Origin of the sequence: Burkholderia sp. LS-044, from assembly GCF_004803625.1 — a bacterium.
Lineage (GTDB): Bacteria > Pseudomonadota > Gammaproteobacteria > Burkholderiales > Burkholderiaceae > Burkholderia > Burkholderia cepacia.
The window spans coordinates 128,559-145,139 of sequence record NZ_SSWO01000008.1 but is presented as its reverse complement, the minus strand read 5'-3'; the positions used below and the strand labels follow the sequence as shown (position 1 = coordinate 145,139).

Annotated in this window: 18 protein-coding genes; 8 read left to right on the top strand and 10 right to left on the bottom strand. The window is 63.6% G+C overall.

The features are described 5' to 3' along the window. Positions 1–27: 27 nt before the first annotated feature. From E9536_RS21680 to E9536_RS21665, 4 genes are all read right to left on the bottom strand, one after another. Entirely contained in the window at positions 28–621 is a 594-nt protein-coding gene (locus E9536_RS21680; RefSeq protein WP_027792474.1) for an SMI1/KNR4 family protein, read from the bottom strand. An 80-nt stretch (positions 622–701) separates the two neighbouring features. Then, a complete protein-coding gene (locus E9536_RS21675) occupies positions 702–1,622 on the bottom strand; it encodes a bestrophin family ion channel (protein WP_136470613.1) in 921 nt (306 codons plus the stop codon). Between the two features lie 163 nt (positions 1,623–1,785). Further along, positions 1,786–2,793 (bottom strand): cytochrome d ubiquinol oxidase subunit II, encoded by a 1,008-nt coding sequence (gene cydB / locus E9536_RS21670; RefSeq protein ID WP_136470612.1) that lies wholly within the window; start codon positions 2,791–2,793, stop codon positions 1,786–1,788. 3 nt (positions 2,794–2,796) lie between these two features. Further along, entirely contained in the window at positions 2,797–4,197 is a 1,401-nt protein-coding gene (locus E9536_RS21665; RefSeq protein ID WP_027792471.1) for a cytochrome ubiquinol oxidase subunit I, read from the bottom strand. Between the two features lie 425 nt (positions 4,198–4,622). Here E9536_RS21665 and fdhD point away from each other — a divergent pair, with 425 nt between their 5' ends. From fdhD to moaD, 5 genes are all read left to right on the top strand, one after another. Continuing rightward, positions 4,623–5,492 carry a formate dehydrogenase accessory sulfurtransferase FdhD gene (gene fdhD / locus E9536_RS21660; RefSeq protein ID WP_124840919.1) on the top strand — a complete coding sequence of 290 codons (870 nt, stop codon included), beginning with the start codon at positions 4,623–4,625 and terminating at the stop codon, positions 5,490–5,492. Beyond that, on the top strand, positions 5,492–6,706 hold the full coding sequence (gene glp, locus E9536_RS21655; protein ID WP_136470611.1) for a gephyrin-like molybdotransferase Glp: 1,215 nt from the start codon (positions 5,492–5,494) through the stop codon (positions 6,704–6,706). Before fdhD ends, glp begins: the two co-directional genes overlap by 1 nt. Before the next feature lie 199 nt (positions 6,707–6,905). Beyond that, complete coding sequence (moaA, locus tag E9536_RS21650; RefSeq protein ID WP_136470610.1) at positions 6,906–8,030, top strand: GTP 3',8-cyclase MoaA; 1,125 nt, start codon at positions 6,906–6,908, stop codon at positions 8,028–8,030. 46 nt (positions 8,031–8,076) lie between these two features. Further along, positions 8,077–8,649: a molybdenum cofactor biosynthesis protein MoaE gene (locus E9536_RS21645; protein ID WP_021157914.1), complete on the top strand. Its 573-nt coding sequence runs from the start codon at positions 8,077–8,079 to the stop codon at positions 8,647–8,649. Positions 8,650–8,701: 52 nt separating this feature from the next. Next, entirely contained in the window at positions 8,702–8,959 is a 258-nt protein-coding gene (gene moaD, locus E9536_RS21640) for a molybdopterin converting factor subunit 1 (RefSeq protein ID WP_059695806.1), read from the top strand. A 186-nt stretch (positions 8,960–9,145) separates the two neighbouring features. On the opposite strand, the gene E9536_RS21635 is transcribed toward moaD, so the two are convergent. Then, positions 9,146–9,472 (bottom strand): helix-turn-helix transcriptional regulator, encoded by a 327-nt coding sequence (locus E9536_RS21635; protein WP_247873488.1) that lies wholly within the window; start codon positions 9,470–9,472, stop codon positions 9,146–9,148. Between the two features lie 19 nt (positions 9,473–9,491). On the opposite strand from E9536_RS21635, the gene E9536_RS21630 reads away from it, so the two are divergent. Beyond that, complete coding sequence (locus E9536_RS21630) at positions 9,492–9,902, top strand: fatty acid desaturase (RefSeq protein WP_247873487.1); 411 nt, start codon at positions 9,492–9,494, stop codon at positions 9,900–9,902. A gap of 469 nt (positions 9,903–10,371) precedes the next feature. Here the strand turns inward: E9536_RS21630 and E9536_RS21625 are convergent, their stop codons facing one another. The 5 genes from E9536_RS21625 to E9536_RS21605 form a co-directional block, all read right to left on the bottom strand. After that, positions 10,372–10,881: a hypothetical protein gene (locus E9536_RS21625; RefSeq protein WP_136470609.1), complete on the bottom strand. Its 510-nt coding sequence runs from the start codon at positions 10,879–10,881 to the stop codon at positions 10,372–10,374. Between the two features lie 95 nt (positions 10,882–10,976). Continuing rightward, a complete protein-coding gene (locus E9536_RS21620) occupies positions 10,977–11,327 on the bottom strand; it encodes an H-NS histone family protein (RefSeq protein WP_049097964.1) in 351 nt (116 codons plus the stop codon). Positions 11,328–11,696: 369 nt separating this feature from the next. Continuing rightward, positions 11,697–12,728, bottom strand: coding sequence for an extracellular solute-binding protein (locus tag E9536_RS21615; protein ID WP_059695812.1), 1,032 nt, complete (start codon positions 12,726–12,728; stop codon positions 11,697–11,699). After that, complete coding sequence (locus tag E9536_RS21610) at positions 12,725–13,576, bottom strand: ABC transporter permease (RefSeq protein ID WP_136470608.1); 852 nt, start codon at positions 13,574–13,576, stop codon at positions 12,725–12,727. Before E9536_RS21610 ends, E9536_RS21615 begins: the two co-directional genes overlap by 4 nt. Next, the gene (locus E9536_RS21605) at positions 13,563–14,432 is read right to left on the bottom strand and encodes an ABC transporter permease (RefSeq protein WP_060317443.1); all 870 of its coding nucleotides are present in this window, start codon (positions 14,430–14,432) and stop codon (positions 13,563–13,565) included. Before E9536_RS21605 ends, E9536_RS21610 begins: the two co-directional genes overlap by 14 nt. Before the next feature lie 638 nt (positions 14,433–15,070). Here E9536_RS21605 and E9536_RS21600 point away from each other — a divergent pair. Further along, positions 15,071–15,523, top strand: coding sequence for a GNAT family N-acetyltransferase (locus E9536_RS21600; RefSeq protein ID WP_059695816.1), 453 nt, complete (start codon positions 15,071–15,073; stop codon positions 15,521–15,523). 15 nt (positions 15,524–15,538) lie between these two features. After that, the gene (locus E9536_RS21595; RefSeq protein WP_027792459.1) at positions 15,539–16,558 is read left to right on the top strand and encodes an AraC family transcriptional regulator; all 1,020 of its coding nucleotides are present in this window, start codon (positions 15,539–15,541) and stop codon (positions 16,556–16,558) included. The last annotated feature ends 23 nt before the right edge of the window (positions 16,559–16,581 follow it).

Below are 16,581 nucleotides of genomic sequence, written 5' to 3'. Positions count from 1 at the left end.
CTCCTGAAATAGCAGCCGTCGCCGCCGCTATTCTTCGTCGAAATCGATGACAAACGCATAACCGCCGTCGATCAGCTGGCGCAGGTAGCCGTCGAAGTCGTCGGCGATCACCGCGTAGCTGTCGGGATCGTGCAGGAACCGCACGACCTGCCCGACCTTGCCGCCCGCCGCCGGCTCGAAGTCGATGTAGAGCTGCGACGTGCCGCCGTTGTTCATGCAATGCGAGAAGCACAGCCGCCGGCCCATCGGCAGCGCGATGTCAATGCGTGGATCGACGAGTTCGCCGTCGTCGTTCGCGTCGTCGCCGTAGATCTCGGCGATACTGTCGCGGTACTTCGCCCCTTCCTCGAGCATCTGCGCGGCCGACAGCAGGTAATACGGGTATTCGTAGACGTCGGAGCCCAGCACCAGCACGTTGACCGTCGTGCCGCCGTAGTCGCGCCAGTAGGTGCCGTCGAGCGTGCCGAGCAGTTCGAGCAGGCTGGCCGGGCACTGCGGATACGCGGCACGCAGCGCGTCGAGCTGCGCGGGCGTCGCGCCCGTGGCGGCGGCGAGCGCCGCGTTGTCGGTGTCGGGCAGCACGGCACGCAGGCCGGCGAGATAGGTGTCGACGAGGGTCATCGCGTCAGATCCGAAGAACAGGCCAGCGCCATTCTAGCGCCCGACGCGACCCGCTCGTTCAGCTTCTTCCGCGCACCCGCCTATGTGATCTGGTAAGTCGACGCCGGCACGAATTCCTCCGGCAGCGGGCGATCGCCCAGTTCGAGCACCGACCGTTCGATCGTGCGCGCCATCGCATCGAGCGCCAGCGCGTTCGGCGCGAGGCCGAACGGCTCGGCCACCTCGTTCGCGATCGCCTCGAGTGCGATCAGCGTGTACGCGATGAACACGCAGATCAGCGGCGTGAAGAACTCCGTCGAATCGACGAGACCGAACGGCAGCAGCACGCAATACGCATACACGGTGCGATGCAGCAGCACGCTGTACGAGAACGGGATCGGCGTGGACAGGATGCGCTCGCAACCGCCGACCGATTTGCCGAGCTCGTCGAGTTGCGCCTCGAACATCCAGCAGGTCGCGTCGCTGCCGGGCGCGCGGCCCAGCGCGTGGACGATGCTGCCGCGCAGCTCGTCGAGGATCGCCACGGGCTTGAAACACTTGCCCGCGAGCGCGGCGGTGCGCTCCGCGCCGAGGATCCGCTGCAGGTCCTGCGTCGGATCGGTATGGCGAAGCTGATGCTTCAGCGCATAGGTGAACGCGATCAGCAGGTCGGCGAGCCGGTTGCGCTCGGCGTCGTCGACGCTGTCGGGCAGGTAGCGATTCAGTTGCGACGTCAGCGCGCGCGCCGCGATCAGCAGGTTGCCCCACAGATGCCGCGCCTCCTTGAACCGCTCGAAGCTCGCGTTGTTGCGAAACGCGAGGAAGATCGCGAGCGCCAGCCCGAACAGCGTGAACGGCGCGGTATTGAGGGGAATCTTCTCGCCGAAGATGCGCCCGTTCGTGAAGACCGCCAGCGTACTGACGATCGCCATGAACACGAGCTGCGGAATGATCGATTGCAGCACGGAGCCGTTCCAGACGAACAGCATCCTGAGCCAGTTTTGTCGTGGTCGGACGATCATGGTGTTTTCTCGACTGCCAGGGAAATACGCGCTACGGCACGCCGGCGCCCGATGCGCAGCGGCCCGCGCGTGGCGGGCCGCTGTCGGGTGGATGCCGGGCCGGGCGCCGTGCTGCGCGAGATGATACGCCCGCGCGCGCCGCGCCCGTCACATCATGCGGCGCTCAGTGATAACCGACGTCGCCCTCGCGCACCTTGCCGCGGAACACGCGGTACTGCATCGCGTTGTACACGAGGATGATCGGCAGCACGATCACGGTGCCGATCAGCGCGAACTTCTGGCTCGAATGGCTCGACGATGCATCCCAGATCGACAGCGACGGCGGCACGATGTTCGGCCAGATGCTGATCACGAGCCCCGTGTAGCCGAGGAACACGAGCGCGAGCGTCAGCAGGAACGGCGTCGCCTCGTGCGCGCGCTTCACCGAGTGGAAGATGCCCCACACGCACGCGATGACGAGGATCGGCACCGGCAGGAACCAGCCGAGGTTGCCGCTGCCGAACCAGCGGTGCGCGACGGCCGGCAGCCCGATCACGGTCCACAGGCTGACCACGCCCATCACGGCGAGCAGCACACCCGCGAGCGGCTTCATCAGGAGCCGCATCTTGCGCTGCAGCTCGCCGTCGACCTTCAGGATCAGCCAGCCGCAGCCGAGCGTCGCATACGTGACGAGCACGCCGATCCCGCACATCAGGCTGAACGGCGACAGCCAGTCGAACGGCCCGCCCGCGAACTGGTTGTTCACGATCTTGATCCCCTGCAGCAGCGAACCGAGCACGATCCCCTGGCAGAACGCCGCGAGCGCGGAGCCGCCGATGAACGCGAGATCCCACATGTGTTGCGTGCGGGTGGCCTTCGCGCGCAGCTCGAACGCCGCGCCGCGAAAGATCAGCCCGACCAGCATCAGGACCAGCGGCAGGTAGTTCGCGGGCAGCAGCGTCGAATAGACGACCGGGAACGCGCCGTAGAGCCCCGCGCCGCCGAGCACCAGGAACGTCTCGTTGCCGTCCCACACCGGCGCGACGGTGTCGAGCATCACCTGGCGCTCGGCCTTCGCATCGAAGAACGGAAACAGCAGGCCGATGCCGAGATCGAAACCGTCCAGCATCACGTAGATGAATACACCGAGGCCGATGATCGCGGCCCACACGACAGGAAGATCGATTTGCATGGCTTACTCCGCTTCGGTCACGTTCAGCGGCGTGGACAGCGCGCTCTTGCGCAGCCCCGGATGCCGGTGCAGCTCGATATACCCGGCCTGGGCAGCCGGCCCGCGCTTCATCAGTTTCAGCATGTAGTAGACACCCGTTCCGAACACCAGGAAATACACGACCACGAAGATCAGGAGCGACACGCCGACCTGCTGCGCGCTGAGCGGCGCGACGGAATCGACGGTGCGCAGCACGCCGTACACGGTCCACGGCTGCCGCCCGACCTCGGTCGTGATCCAGCCGGCCAGCAGCGCGACGATGCCGGAAGGCCCCATGCAGACCACGAACCACTGGAACCAGCGCGTTTCATAGAGGCGCCCGCCCTTTCTCAGCAGCAACCCGAGCAGCGCGGTGAGCAGCATCAGCATCCCGAGGCCGGCCATGATCCGGAACGTCCAGAAGATGATCGGCGAATACGGGCGGTCCTGCGGCGGGAATTCCTTCAGACCGCGAATCTCGCCGTCCCAGCTGTGGGTGAGGATCAGGCTGCCGAGGTGCGGCACCTGGATCGCATAGCGCGTGGTTTCGGCCTGCATGTCGGGCAGCCCGACGAGGTTCAGCGCGGTGCCGCCCTTCTCGGTTTCCCACAGCCCCTCGATCGCCGCGATCTTCGCCGGCTGGTATTCGCGCGTGTTCAGCCCGTGCGCGTCGCCGACGACGATCTGGATCGGCGCGAGCACCAGCAGCATCCACAGCGCCATCGAGAAGCTGCGCTTCACCGGCTCGTCGCGGCGCCCCTTCAGCAGGTGCCACGCGCCGCACGCGGCGACGATGAAGCCCGCGACGATGAACGCCGCGATCGTCATGTGCACGAGACGGTACGGGAACGACGGGTTGAACACGATCTTGAACCAGTCGACCGGCACGACGAGGCCGTTCTCGATCTTGTAGCCCTGCGGCGTCTGCATGAAGCTGTTCGACGCGAGGATCCAGAACGTCGAGATCAGCGTGCCGACCGCGACCATCAGCGTCGCGAAGAAGTGGGCGCGCGGGCTCACGCGCTGCCAGCCGAACAGCATCACGCCGAGGAAGCCGGCTTCGAGGAAGAACGCCGTCAGCACTTCATACGTGAGCAGCGGGCCCGTGATGTTGCCCGCGACGCGCGAGAAGCCGGCCCAGTTCGTGCCGAATTCGTACGCCATCACGACGCCGGAGACCACGCCCATCCCGAAGCCGATCGCGAAGATCTTCGACCAGAACTGGAACATGGATTTGTAGGCGGCGTCGCCGGTGACGAGATAGCGCCATTCCAGCACCGCCAGGAAGCTCGCCATACCGATGCTGATCGCGGGAAACACGATGTGGAACGACACCGTGAATGCGAATTGCAATCGTGCGAGATGGAACGCATCGAAGATTTCCATGACCGTAATTTGCTCGTGTTTGTGAGGATGTCCGCCCGAAGCAGGAAATCGCGCGACGGCTTGCCGACGACACATGCGAATACAAAACGGTCACTCGCATGGCATCGAAGCGTGAATGACGATATCGCGTTTGCAACGATACTCGCAATCGTTCGAACGTGCGCTGAAACTGTGCTGCTTCCGTTGCCGAAGATGTGTGTACGGAAAACACATTTCGCGCCGGCGGGACGATCAGCTGTACTGCTTTCCGCACTGCAGCGCTGTACATCGGGCGCACTGTTCATCCCCGTTAACATCCGATGCAATGCCTGTCCGCGGCCACGGCGCGCCCCTCGGCCGCGCCCGCCCGGCAGCCCCGATTCCCCTGGTCCGGCGTACGCGCCCGACCCGGCCGGCCCGCCGGCCGATCCGCCTGGAGAACCCGCATGGAGTCCTGCATCCGCCGCGACGAGCCGACCGGCAGCACCGCGTGTCATGTGACACGTCACCGTGCCGGCGAAGTGCGCGACACCGTCGACCGCGTCGTCGACGAAACGCCGGTTGCACTCGTGGTCAACGGTATTGCACACACGGTCATGATGGCGACCCCGATCGACCTCGACGCGTTCGGCCTCGGCTTCGTGCTCAGCGAAGGCATCGTCGAGCGTGCGTCGGACGTGTTCGACATCGAGAGCGAATGCCGACCCGGCAGCGCCGAAGTGCGCCTGACCGTGTCGCAGCAGGCGTTCATGGCGCTGAAGGCGCACCGACGCGCGCTGGCCGGCCGCACGGGCTGCGGTGTCTGCGGGATCGAAAGCATCGCGCAGCTCGACCTGCACCCGCCGCGCATCGCTGCCGCCGGCGCGGCCGCCGGCATCGGCGCCGACGCGATCGCACGCGCCGCGCGCACGCTGCCGGCCCATCAGACGCTGATGCGCGAGACCGGCGGCATCCACGCGGCCGCCTGGTGCGACCGGGGCGGCGCCGTGCTCGACGTGTTCGAGGACGTCGGCCGCCACAACGCGCTCGACAAGCTGATCGGCCGGCTCGCCCGGCGCCGCGCCGACCTGCACGACGGCTTCGTGTTCCTGTCGAGCCGCGCGAGCTACGAACTGGTGCGCAAGGCCGCGCGGGTCGGCATCCCGATGATCGCGACGATCTCGGCGCCGACGTCGCTCGCGATCGACGTCGCCCGCGAAGCCGGCGTGCGGCTGCTCGGCTTCTGCCGCAACGACGGCTTCGTCGAGTACGTATCGCCCGACGCCGTTCACCCCGACCAACCGGCGCTTGCGCAAGCACACCCGGACTTCTCCTGATGAAACCACTGATCGATTTCGATACCGCTCAGCAGCATTTCGCGAGCGCGTTCGCGCCGCTCGGAGCCACCCTGTCCGTCCCGGTCGCCGAAGCGGCAGGCCACGTGCTGGCCGCGCCGCTCACCGCCGTGCTCGACCAGCCGCCGGCCGACCAGAGTGCGATGGACGGCTACGCCGTGCGTCACGCGGATCTCGCACTCGGTGAGCCGCTGCACGTCGCGCAGCGCTGTTATGCGGGCGACATGCCGGCGCCGCTGGCCCCGCGCACGGCCGCGCGCCTCTTCACCGGCAGCCTGATTCCGCCCGGCGCGGACACCGTCGTGATGCAGGAGCATGCGCACGAGCAGGACGGCCGGGTCGCGTTCGACGCGCCGCAGCGCAGCGGCTCGCACATCCGCCGCCGGGGCGAGGAAGTGCGCGCCGGCGACCTGCTCGTGCCGGCCGGCGTGCGCATGGGCGCGATGCATGTCGGCGTGGCCGCCGCGCAAGGGTTCGCGCGTATCGACGTGCGTCCTGCGCTGCGCGTCGGCATCCTGACGACCGGCGACGAACTCGTCGCGTGCGGCCAGCCGCGCGCGCCGCAACAGATTTACAACAGCAATGCGCCGATGCTCGGCGCGCTGGTCTCGGGCACCGGCGCCGAGGTCGCGATGAGCCTGCATGCGGCCGACACCGCGCCCGCCGTCGATCGCGCGCTGCGCGATCTGCACGCGGGCTGCGACCTGGTGATCTGCGTCGGCGGCGCGTCGGTCGGCGACAAGGATCTGCTGCGCCCCACGCTGGACGCACTCGGCGCATCGTTCATCGTCGCCGGCGTGCGCATGAAGCCGGGCAAGCCGGTTGCACTCGCGCGGCTCGACACGCGACCGGTGGTGCTGCTGCCCGGCAACCCCGGCGCGGCGATGACCGCGTTCGCGCTGTTCGTCGCGCCGCTGATCCGCCGCTTGCAGGGGCGCGCCGCACGCCTGCCGATCGTGCCGTCGCTGCCGATCGACGGCGACTTCGAACCGGACGCGCAGCGCGAGCGCTTCGTGCGCGTGCACTGCACGGTCGGCCTCGACGGCATGCCCGTCCTCGATACGCTGCGCCAGCAAGGCGCCGGCACGCTGCAGTCGCTCGTGCAGGCGAGCGGGCTGGCCCGGCTGCCGGCCGGGCGACGCATCGCGAACGGCGACGCGGTACCGTATTACGAATTCGCGCCGTGGCTCGCATGAGCGCGACGCCCGACTCGCGCCCGCAGCCGCGCATGCGCCGCGCGTCCCGCACCGCGAACTGTATTCCTGCAATTCGGGCGCGATTGTGTCCCTGCCGGAAAAACCCGGCGGACTATCCTCACGAGGAGGCTCGTCACGCGCCGTGCGCCGCCATTTCGGCATGCGCACGGCCGACCGGCGCCGCCCCTTCGCTTACTTCATGCAGGCCGACGAACCGATCGTGAATGCCATCGTTTCCGCCGCGCCGGCCGCCGCCGCAGCTTCCGGCGGCGCATCGCCCGGCGCCTTCCCCCGCCCGACCGACACGCTCGGCCGCCCGCTGCGCGACCTGCGCCTGTCCGTCATCGACCAGTGCAATTTCCGCTGCGGCTACTGCATGCCGCGCGAAAGCTTCGGTGCCGACTATGCGTTCATGCCGTCGTCCGAACGGCTGTCGTTCGCGCAACTGGAAAAGATCGCCCGCGCGTTCACGTCGCTCGGCGTCGAAAAGATCCGCATCACGGGCGGCGAGCCGCTGCTGCGCCGCAACCTCGAAGCACTGATCGAACGCCTCGCCGCGCTGACGACCGTCGACGGCAAGCCCGTCGAAATCGCGCTGACGACCAACGGCTCGCTGCTGGCCGCGAAGGCGCGTTCGCTGCGCGACGCGGGCCTGTCGCGCGTGACCGTCAGCCTCGATGCGCTCGACGACGCGATGTTCCGCCGGATGAGCGACGCCGACGTGCCCGTGTCGCGCGTGCTGGCCGGCATCGAGGCCGCGCAAGCGGCCGGGCTCGCGCCGGTCAAGGTCAACGCGGTGATCGAGCGCGGGGTGAACGACGACCAGATCCTGCCGCTCGTGCGGCACTTCCGGCATACGGGCGTGGCCGTGCGTTTCATCGAATACATGGATGTCGGCGGCGCGAGCTTCTGGTCGGGCGACAAGGTCGTGCCGGCCGCGCAGATGCGCGCGCTGATCGATGCGCACTATCCGCTCGTGCTCGTCGGCGAACCGGCGCACGATGCGACCGCGATCCGTTGCGCGCACATCGACGGTGCAGGCGAGGTCGGCTTCATCGCGAGCGTGTCGCATCCGTTCTGCGGCACCTGTTCGCGCGCCCGCGTGTCAGCCGACGGCACACTCTATACGTGCCTGTTCGCGACGCAAGGCACCGACCTGCGGCCGTGGCTCGACGAAGCAGCGTCGAGCGCCGGCCTCGCCGCCGCCGTGCGCGATCGCTGGACGCACCGCGACGACCGCTATTCCGAGCGCCGGGCCGCGCGGCCGGCCCGCGTGCCGGGCAAGACCTATCCGACCGTGCGCATGTCGCTCGTCGGCGGCTGAGCGCCGCCGCGCGACACCGCACGCGCCGCCAAATGGAGAACCAGTCATGACGACCTTCACCGAATCCCCTGCCGGGCTGCCGGACGATCCGTTGCGTGCCGGCGGCCACCCGCCTCCCGTCGATGCGGCCGACCCGCACCACGAACCGCCGCCCGCGATCACCGCCGGCTTCGAAGTGCGCGTGCAGTACGCGCCGATCGACGCAGGCGCGGAGCTCGCGCCGATCGTTCGCAATCCGAATGTCGGCGCGGTCGTGAATTTTCTCGGGGTCGTGCGTAACGAAGGTGATGTCGACGATGTCGTCGCGCTCGAGGTCGAGCACTACCCGACGATGACCGAGCAGGCCCTGTGGAGCATCGTCGAGGAAGCCAGTGCGCGCTGGCAGCTCGAAGCGGTGAAGATCGTGCATCGCGTCGGGCGCATTCCGCTCGGCCAGGCCGTCGTGCTGGTCGTGGTGGCCGCCGCGCATCGCGCGTGTGCGTTCGATGCGTGCGAATTCCTGATGGACTTCCTGAAGACCCACGCGCCGTTCTGGAAGAAGGAGATCCGGCACGACGGCGAATCCGGCTGGGTCGAGGCGAAGGCGCACGACGACCAGGCGATGCGTCGCTGGGGCTGAGCCGGTCCGCCGCGCGTTTTCCGATTCCGCCGACTCCATTCAAGACATCGCAATGAAACTGACGATCAAATACTTCGCAAGCATTCGCGAACAACTCGAGCGCGACGAGGAAACCATCGAGGTCGACGCACGCGAACTCACCGTCGACGCGCTGCGCAGCACGCTGGCCGCGCGCGACGCACGCAGCGCGGACGCGCTGCGGATGGACAGGCCCGTGCGCGCGGCCGTCAACCTCGAGATGGTGACGGGTGAATTCGTCGTGCGGGAGGACAGCGAGGTCGCGTTTTTCCCGCCGGTGACGGGCGGGTGACGTCGCGACGGACGGAATCTCTCCGGGGCCGGATACGGGCCGGCGCGTGTCGGCTGCTTGCCCTTCGCGATACAGATTCCGGGTTCCGGCAGCCCGATGCGTACGCGCGCATGCCATCTGGTTCGGCAGGCAACACGCACCACCGCGATCGGCCCTCACGAGGACAGGATCGTCGCCGGAGGCGCTTCACGATCGGGTTTCGGCCCGACGAAATTCGGACGGCGACATGCCCTCCCAGCGGATGAATGCACGGCGGAAATTCCCGAGACTGTCGTAGCCGAGCGGGAACGCGATTTCCTGCAGGCTGAGCTTGCCCGACTTCACGCTCTCGACCGCCAGCGCGTGGCGCACGCTTTCGAGGATCTCGCGATACGACGTTCCGTCGTCGGCCAATCGCCGGTGCAAGGTGCGAGGCGTCATGTTCAGCAGTTGGGCGGTCGACTGTTGCGACGGGAACGCGCCCACCCGCTCGAGCATCAGCCGCCGGCCCCTGGGCGCAAGCGCATGGGGCATCGGCGGGCCGCGAACGGGCGTGTACTTCCTGCTCTGCGCGTTGTGGGGCAAGGCGCTGCTGGAAATCGTCAACTACATGGAGCACTACGGCATCGTTCGCGATCCGGGCACGCCGGTCCAGCCGCGCCATTCATGGAATACCAATCGACGCATCAGTTCGTGGTCGATGTTCAACCTGATGCGCCGTTCGCATCATCATGCTCAGGGCGAAGTGCCCTATCAGGATCTCAAGCCGTTTGCCGATGCGCCGATGATGATCGGCGGCTACCTGACGACGATCGTCGTCGCGATGATTCCGCCGCTTTGGCACCGGCTGATGCCCCCCAAGGTACTTGCATGGGATCGCACCCATGCGACGGAACCGGAACGATGCCTCGCGGCCGACGCCAATGCGCGCAGCGGTATGACGGGGTTCGTGGCCGCGACGTGATACAAGCCTCGCGCGGGCACGACGCGAAACGCGTCGCTGCGCTTTTCACGGGTGAAGTGACACGTTGAAATCCTCGTCGAATCGCGATACGGCTCCGTGGCGGCGCTGGCTGCGGCCCGCGGCAGCGTGGCGGCCGGTACGCTGAATGTGCCGGCGTCGCAATCGATGCCGGCACATTCTGTCGTTCAGTGTTTGCGGGAAGCGAAGCGTGTTGTACGCGGGAACGTGCGGTCGTCCATCATTCCGGCAATCACGCGTTGCCCATACCGCCCGGCAACGCAGCGCGCATCAATGCAGCCACTTCCTCACGATCGTCGCGAACACGACCATCGCGGCGCAGCGGATATTGCCAGCACCGTTGTCGGTCCCGGCCAAGCTCACAGGCCTTCCTTCGCGGGGTCGCTTCATGCAACGGAAAAGAACACGCTTACGCGCTTGACTCCGAGAGGCCGGAGTTTGAAATGTGTCTTCATCGGCATCGCGGGGAACGAGATTTTTCCCTGCGCTCTAATGTGAGCGAAATTTCCAGGAGATCACTTGCGAGTACTTGCGCCTGTTTCGCTTGCTCCGCGTGGCGCTTGAGGTCTTCCAACGGCGAACCCAAGTGATCCTCCGTTCCGCCCATGAAAATCAAAACCGCCGCGTTGGCGTGGGCGCGGGCGCGCGCGGCGTGGAACTGAGCTTTCCGGACACGTGAGCCGATCAGGTCTACGTGAGCGCGAGTGCTCGGAAAATGCGCGGTCGGCAGCCTCGCGTGCCGAACTTCGAGACTTTCGAGTTCGGAGACACTCGCTTCCGCTCTGACGGCAGAAATGGTAGCGGCGAGGACCACATTGGCCCCGCTCGGATCCTCGACAAGATCGCTCGACGATTGAAGGCCGATTGGCTTGCGATTCGCCGCGGGAATGCAACTCGAAACCCGAGCACGAATGCGTCCCAACGCAACGCGAATTCGGTCGAGCGACAAGGATATGGACATGGCAGGGCATAAGCCTATGCATGAACCGGACCGGCACTCAGTGGCCAACGACCGTATTCGGGATGATGCGTGACGACGGACGATGGCATGGCAATTCAACTCAGTGCATCGGTTGCCGATGATGCCGCCGGCTCCGCGATCCAATTCGACCGGTGGATCAGGAACTGTTCCCTTGCCCGGCCAGCGATCCACCGAGGCTCTCGTCCCCGCCCACTCCATAAGGCGCCAGACTCCGGATCACGATACTTTACCGTGGCCGGGCCGCGACGCTTGCCGCGACGCAGCTTGAGCTTGCGTTCAGAGAACAGGTCCTCTGGCATCAGGTCGAATTCCTCGATCAATTTTTGTATTTCCTTAACCGCACTCGCCAATTCCTGAGTGCGAGCAAGCTCAGCCTGCTTTTGAAGTTCCTGAATCTGCTCTTTCAAATCACGGTAGCTTTGCATATCGTATTCTCGAAGAGAAGAGCGCCAAGCACTCACCTTGGTTCTCGGATGTTGCGATCATTAAATATAGGTATGCGAATTATATGAATCATACGCACCGCACCCGTATGAAATCAAAAGCGCGATCGAGAGGGGGATCGCGAACCGCCTGCGCTGAGATCTCGCGAGTCGCCGAACACAGGCAGGGCCGGCGACAGATTACCGGCTCCGTGCCCTGGTGTTCGATCCCCGTTGGGGACGACGACCGCATTGGGTGATTCGGGCAGAAGCAGTGGCTGGCGCGCTTGCGCGGCGCGCCTCGTTCACGATCGACTTCACTTCTGCCAGAGCGGATCGGTCATCCGGGACGCCATCGACGTTCAGCGCGCTTCATTGATTTCCCTTCAGCTTCAGCCAGACCTTGTTACGCAGTTGAATCGCTGCAGGTGAACACATCTTGTAAGGCTTGAGTCGATCCTTATACTGCTCCGGCGTCTTGATCGCAGGATTGTCATGCAGCGCAGGATCAATGTAGCGCTCCGATCCGATAATCTCGTTGCTGTACCGTAGCGCGTTCGTCACCAGCGCGATGTTCTCGGGTCGCATCATCCAGTCGATGAACTTGTAAGCCGAGTCGACATTTCGCGCTTTTGCCGGAACAAGCAGGCTGTCCATGAACAGTCGGACGCCCTCTTTCGGATACACGAACCGGATAGTCGGCAAGCGATCCTGTGCTCGCGCAGCGGCACCATTCCAGACGTGCTGCACGATGATTTGCCTGGACGCGAGACGATCGACCGTTCCGTCGTTGCTATAGGTCTTCACGAATGGTTTCTGCTTCTGCAGTACGTCGAGGACGCGTTTCGCATCGTCGGGGCGCTCGGTGCATTCATCCTGTCCCAGATACCAGCTCGCTGCCATGTACAGTTCCTCCTCGACGTCCAGATCGCCGACCTCGCCGCGAAGTGCCACGGGGGGCTCGAAGAACGACTTCCAGCTATCGTCGAGGCGTCCGCCCGGCACACGCGCGCTGTCGTAGGCAAACCCGGTCAGGACGACCGTGAAGGGCATCGCGTAGTCCCGCTGGGGATCGAACGACGGATGACGGTACTCAGGCTTGATGTTTGCGACATTCGGCAACTTGCGCTTGTCGAGCTTGAGCAGAAGGCCGGACTTCACGAGCACCGGAACGTAGTAGTCTCCGGCGACCACAACGTCGTACCCCCCTCCTCCTGCCTGCAGTTTCTGGGTCAGCGCTGCATCGCTCGCATAGGTGTCGAGTGTCGTCTCGATGCCGGTATCAGCCTGGAACTTCTTGAGCAAATTGACAGGCAGGATGTTCGGCCAGCTTCCGATATGCAGCTCGGCGGCCTGGGTCGTGACAGCGGCAAGAAGCAACATCGCACCGATTGTTTTTTTCATGCTGTTCCTATTGCGTGGAGATTGGCGTGGTGTATCTCGGACTGCTCGGCCCTGGATCTTCTTTTACCTCGCGCACCGATGATCCAGACTACCGTCAGTTGGATTGTCGAGAGGCCGATGACGACGGTTGACACGGCGCTGACCTTGGGTGTGATTCCGATCTTCAATGCACCGAAGATATACATCGGCAATGTGGTCATGCCGGCGCCGGCGAGAAAGTAGCTGGTGACGTAATCATTCATCGACGCGACGAACGACAGCAAAGCCCCTGCGATGATGCCGGGCAGAGCCAAAGGCGCGGTAATTTGCCGAAATGCAGCCCATGGCGTGGCCGACAGGTCCGCGGCCGCCTCGAGCAGCGTGCGATCGATCGTCTTGAGTCTGGCTTTGATCGGCAGATAGGCCAGCGGCACACTGAACACCACATGAGCAAACAGCACGGCGCCGAATCCAAGCTCTGACTCGAACATCGAGAACAGCATCATGGTCGCGATCGCCAGCACGATTTCAGGTATCGCGAGCGGAAGCGCAATGACGAGTCCGACCGAATCAAAACCACGCCGGTCACTTCTCGACCACCAGGCGACCGCCGCGCTCGTCGCGAGCGTGGTGGAGAGCACCGTCGACGCCAGCGCCAGCAACAGTGAATTCTTCGCGGCGCGGACCAGCGTCGGATCGGACCAGGCCTCGATGTAACCTCGAATGCCAAACCCGTCCCATATGAGGGCCGACGGGCCGACGTTGAAGCTCATCGCCATCACGGTCAGCATCGGCAGATAGAGGAACACCAGCACCGCGCACGCGATCGTTGCGGTCAACGGAAACCGGCGCAGTTCAGGCGAAATCATGAACGCGCTCCTGCCGTTGGAAGAGCGAACCTAGTCGAGACGCGAGCATCGCCAGAAGCACAGCGGCGAGCAACGCGAACGACATCGCGGCGCCCAATGGCCAATCCCGTCCGCCGGCAAACTGGAAGTCGATCAGATTGCCGATCATGAAAGCGTGGTTACCGCCGAGCAGACCCGGGATCGTATAGGAACCCAGCGCCGGAACAAAGACGAGCCCGATTCCTGCCATGATGCCCGGACGACAACACGGTACGACGACATGGACCAGTACCGCCGGCTTGTGTGCCCCCAGATCGTAGGCCGCTTCGGCCAACCGCCAGTCGAAGTCATCAAGCGCAGCGAAGATCGGCAGGACCATGAACGGCGTGAATGCATAAACGAGACCGATCAGCGTCGCAAGATCGGTGTAGAGCAATCCGAGCGGGCCATGCATGAGGCCGGCTCGGGACAGCATCTGATTCAAGAGGCCGTCGTCCGCAATGACGATGATCAATCCGTACATCTGGACGACGACGCAGGTCCAAAACGGGATCGTGATCAGGATCAGCAACGCGGCCTTCCACTTCAGGGAGCGCGTCGCCATGAACAGCGCCGTCGGGAACCCGATCAGCAGACATCCCGCGGTGGTCAGTACGGCCATGGTCATCGACCTGATGAAAATGGCGAGATAACCCTGCTGAAGGACGCGTCCCCCATCCCAGTCCCGATCGAAGAGAATCCGCTCGTATGCCCCGGCAGTGAAGTCGCCCCACGAGACGCCGCCGAAGTCGCGCGGTGCACTGAGCGAGACCACTGCCAGAACGATCATCGGAAGGACAACGCCCGCGATCATGACGAGCGCCGTCGGGCTGGTCATTGGCCGCCATGATTTCAGCAGATTGAGTATTGGGACTCGGCGCACTGCCAACTACCTCAAATCATTCAGTTCGATTGGCAAGAAGCGTACCAAATCGATGGCATCATTTATAGTCGGCATGTGTGCCGATCACGCCAATGTGTTACCCCTGTGTGCCATTTCCATTATAAATTTGAGGAAATGTATTTTATTGCGGATTATTGCATATTTAGAAATTTCCGCGCTCGAGTCTTACTGAGGGCGCCATCCATAATTTTCGGGGCTAACCGAACATTTCGTCTAAATGTTCGGTCACGGTGCACAGCGTCATGCGCCGACGCCAAACCGATAATTCGCGGGGTGTGCGACGACGTCACCGGCAGAATCGCTTGACTCCAGCCTCCGGAGCGAACACGTGGACGCCACGGTTTCCATGCAGCGCCAACTGCGCCATCGCGAACAACAAGCGACACACTTCAAACGGATCAATAACACTCACAATAATTCTGTTGACGGATGTTCGTTATGGTGCTCAGTTGACCACCACGGCTATCTGACACCCGCGATCACGTTCGTTGGAGAATTTGCAAAAATCGTGAGATAGTTATCCGAGTTTCGCCACGTAAATTTCACATAACGAGAAGAGAGACGGTAAAAACATGGCCACTGCTGAGCAGCTAGAATACCGACCGATGACTGAGCGCGACGTCGGCGCTTTTTATGATGTGCGATTCTCCGTGAGCGAGAATAGAATCCATCCCCACCAGGTTCATCTTCTGAACCGCAACCTCCTGATCGAGAAAATCAGGCAGGGAGGTGGCTGGATCTGTGAATGTGGCGACGAGGTCGCCGGGGTCTGTCTGCCAGTCATCACCGAGACGCCGTTCATCTCGGCCTTGTTTGTGGCACCGCAGTTCCATGGTGTCGGCATCGGCCGCGAGCTGCTTGCCCGTGCGCTTACATGGCTGAAAGACAAGGGAGTGAATCATGTCACCCTTGTGACCGATCCAGGCTCGCGGGCCGATGGCTTTTACCAGCGTCTTGGGTGGAAGCGCGGCGAATTGGACGAGTACGGGTGTCAGGTCGTATTTACAAAGTTGCTTGTGGACTAGAATCCAAGGAGTCGAATGAAGCCGGTAGCCGACGCGATTCGCCGCACTGCTGCGCAATGTCCAGCGCCACTGCACACCATCTTCATCACGCTCGATTTGATGAAGCGCATGGGTGTTCCGGTCGACGTCTTGCTGAAAGGCACCGGCATTTCTCCGGCAGACATCGAGCGGCCCGGTGCAATGGTGACGCATGCACAGGAAATGGTCCTGTTTGCGAATGCGCTGGAAGCGACCGGCAACAGCGCGATCGGACTGCATATCGGATATGCGATCCCGGTGACGTCGTACGGCCTGCGCGGCCACGCAATGCTGGTGAGCCCGACGTTGGGCGATGCGCTGCGCATGGGCTTCGAGCATCCGTTGCTCGGGATCAGTTATTTCAGAATCCGGATAACCACAATAGGCGAGACCGCGAGAATTATAGTTGGCGGCTATACCTATCGTACCGACCTGCTTGTCGTAAATACCGATATGGTATTTACCGCCTTACGTCGACAGATACGCGATTTGATCGGACACAATCCCGATTTTTCCAGAATAGGGTTTGTTTTTCCCGAGCCGCCACACGCGAGTTCTTACGCCGAATATTTTGACTGCCCCATCGAATTCGAGGCCGACGAAAATTACCTCGAATTCAGCTCATCGGTGCTGGAGATTGCCCTTCCGCTCGCCCATCCGATCGAATTCGAAGTCGCGAGGAAAGCGTGCGCCAAGCGTGAATTTGAACTGGCGCACTGGGTTCCGTCCGACCTCATCGGGCGGCTGCTCGGTCTTATGTATGATGACCCTACGTGCCAGGATATTGCGGAACAATCCAGAAAACTCGGAATGTCAATGCGGAGTTTGCAGCGGAAGCTTCAGGAAATGGGCACATCGTTTAGCGACCTGTACGATATTGTCCGACAAGATCTGACGTCGCGATATCTTGCGGAAAAGGAATATACAATCAAGGAGATAGCTGCCAGATTGGGGTATAAGAATTCCTCCGCATTCAGTCGGGCAATGAAACGATGGTCAAGATTTTCACCTGAATGATCGCGACATTTCATTACCGCCCC